Raw genomic sequence first — 2,452 nt, 5'->3', positions numbered from 1 at the left:
TAAAATTGAATAAATCTTCATTTTAAAAGATATTTAAAACTTTAATTCTTTAAAAAAATCTATCAAGATAGTATAAAATTAACTATTATACTAGTATATTAAAAATTCAAAACTAGGAACCGATGGCTTCAGCCTCGTTATATTCGGGACTAAAGTCTCCGATTCCAAATGAGTTTTGAAAGAAGTCTATTAAAAATTTATTACACTTCCGCACTCAAAATCAAAGAAGCCAAAACCCCATCCTCATAATTCTCAAGCACCAACTTCCCTCCTATAGAGTCCTCCACAATCATCTTGGACATATAAAGTCCCACCCCTGTTCCGTCACTTTTAAACTTGGTGGTAAAGTAGGGTTCAAAGATTCTATCCATAATATCTTCGCTTATCCCTCCACCATTATCCTTTATACATATCTTTATCTCATTATCCTTCTCAATAAAGTCCACAATAACTTTTGGATTTTCGATTCTCTTGCTGATGATGGCATCTCTTGAGTTATTGAGCAGAATCATTATCACCTGCATTAGCTCATTTTTGTAGCTATAGATTTGGGTATCTCTATTTTGAGTTCTATCTATCAGCTCAACATTGCCATCAAGATAGGAGTCTTTGACAAACTTGATGGACTCTTTTATTGCGTCCGAGACGATAAACTGCTCCTTCTCTTTGGTAGGTGAGAAGAAATTTCTAAAGTCATCAATCGTGTTACTCATTTTGTGAATATATTGACTGGACTCCTCTTTAAACTCAGCTATCTCTTGGGTCGTGAGTTTTCCATTGTCCTCATAGTCCATCATCAAAACCGTATGTAGTGCAGAGAGTGAGTTGAGTGGTTGTCTCCATTGGTGAGCGATATTGGCTATCATCTCTCCCATTGATGCCATTTTACTGTTTTGAATCAATATCTGCTGTTTCTCTTCTATCTTTCTAATCTGCTCTTTTAGCTCTCTTTTGTATCTCTCTATCTCTGTAATATCTGTCAAGGTGATGGAGTAGAGATTCTCATCCATCCGTTTCTCATTTATATTGACTCGAAACAGATGAATCTGTCCATCTCTTCCCTCTATTTTAGCAACATTTGGAGTATTTTCCCTATCATTTAACATCGCATCTATCCAGAGAATACCATTTTTCTCTTTTTGTAGATAACCATCCTCTTGGATAAAGAAATCACAGATACACTCCTGCTGTTGACGAAAATCATCAATGGTCTTAAATCCCAAAAAATCTAGCATGGCTTGATTGGCTTTTTTTAGCTCATGTCCATCGGTTAGAAGTAATATATTCTGCTGTGAGTCGAGAATAAACTGTATATATTCATTGTTTTTTTCCAAAAGTAACTCCTTGATAAAATTATAGCAGAGTGTTGTTTAATTTAGATTCAAATATCAGATTTAGTGTAGGCTTTAAATAGTTTTTAGTTATAATAAGTTATAATAAAATTCAAGGGATAAAAATGTATCTAAACGATACCACTGTGCTATATGTCGAAGATGACCCCTCCACCCAAAAATTGATAAAGAGAATACTTAGCAGACACTGCAAAGAGGTCTTTGTTGCCAATGATGGTACAGAGGGTCTAGCACTGTACCAAAACAGACATCCTGATATTGTACTTAGTGATATAGTGATGCCCAATATGAACGGTATAGAGATGAGTGAGAAGATAAGAGAACTCAACCCCAAACAGATAATCTCTCTCTTTACGGCATATAATGAGCCAGAGTTTAAAGCCAAAGCTTCAGAGCTAAAGATAGATGCTTATATCATGAAACCATTTGATGAGAAACAGTTTTTTAACTCTCTAAACTATCTGGCAATGGCGTTTCATACCGATTTGGATATTAGAAAAGAGATATAATGTCAAACCAAATAGAAGATAAGTTTAGAGTTGGAGCCTCACACACCATCGGTTCATATATACTCCCTGGTGAGATAATTGATTCCATTCATCAGCAGGTCAATCGTCAAATCAAATTGATTGTTGCTCCTTGTGATGAGGTAGTCAAAGCTATAAAAGAGCAAAAGCTTGATTTGGGTTTTATAGAGTCCCCTGTTTTTGATGATAGTTTGGTCTATAGAGAGTGGATGGAAGATGAGTTGGTTGTCTGCTCCAAAAAGCAACTACCAAGCTCACTGTCTGAAGAAGATTTGAATCGGTGTCGAATTGTTGGTAGAGAGAGAGGTTCACTTAGTCGAGCATTCATTGAAAACTTTCTTGAAAAGCAGGGGCTATCCTATTATGACTTTGACTCCATATCAGAAGTAGATAGTCCAATAGCCATTATCCAAAGCATAAAATGGTCAAAACCACACGCTCCAATCACTGCTGTGGCTATTGTCTCTAAACTGGCTATTGAGTATGAGTTAAAGTACAATGACCTATATGAATCTTCTATCAATAACACACCAATTATTAGAAAGTTTTATATTTTATATAGAGAAGATTCTG

Annotated in this window: 3 protein-coding genes; 2 read left to right on the top strand and 1 reads right to left on the bottom strand. The window is 35.5% G+C overall.

Going from position 1 to position 2,452, the window contains the following annotated elements:
- Positions 1-200 precede the first annotated feature (200 nt).
- Positions 201-1,334, bottom strand: coding sequence for a sensor histidine kinase (locus tag GSY74_RS10065; RefSeq protein ID WP_164664971.1), 1,134 nt, complete (start codon positions 1,332-1,334; stop codon positions 201-203).
- Between the two features lie 122 nt (positions 1,335-1,456).
- Between GSY74_RS10065 and GSY74_RS10060 the strand changes: the two genes are divergently transcribed.
- Entirely contained in the window at positions 1,457-1,861 is a 405-nt protein-coding gene (locus GSY74_RS10060) for a response regulator (RefSeq protein WP_164664970.1), read from the top strand.
- A partial coding sequence (locus GSY74_RS10055) for a LysR substrate-binding domain-containing protein (RefSeq protein WP_255494603.1) occupies positions 1,861-2,452 on the top strand: 592 nt, incomplete at its 3' end. The genes GSY74_RS10060 and GSY74_RS10055, both read left to right, overlap by 1 nt.

This window comes from Sulfurovum sp. bin170, from assembly GCF_010892395.1.
Lineage (GTDB): Bacteria > Campylobacterota > Campylobacteria > Campylobacterales > Sulfurovaceae > UBA1140.
The sequence above is the reverse complement of the archived record's forward strand: the minus strand, read 5'-3'. Positions and strand labels throughout refer to the sequence as shown.

Bases quoted from the DNA above. Each gene is read 5' to 3' on its own strand.
- GSY74_RS10060 (WP_164664970.1), top strand. From the start codon at position 1,457: ATGTATCTAAACGATACCACTGTGCTATATGTCGAAGATGACCCCTCC.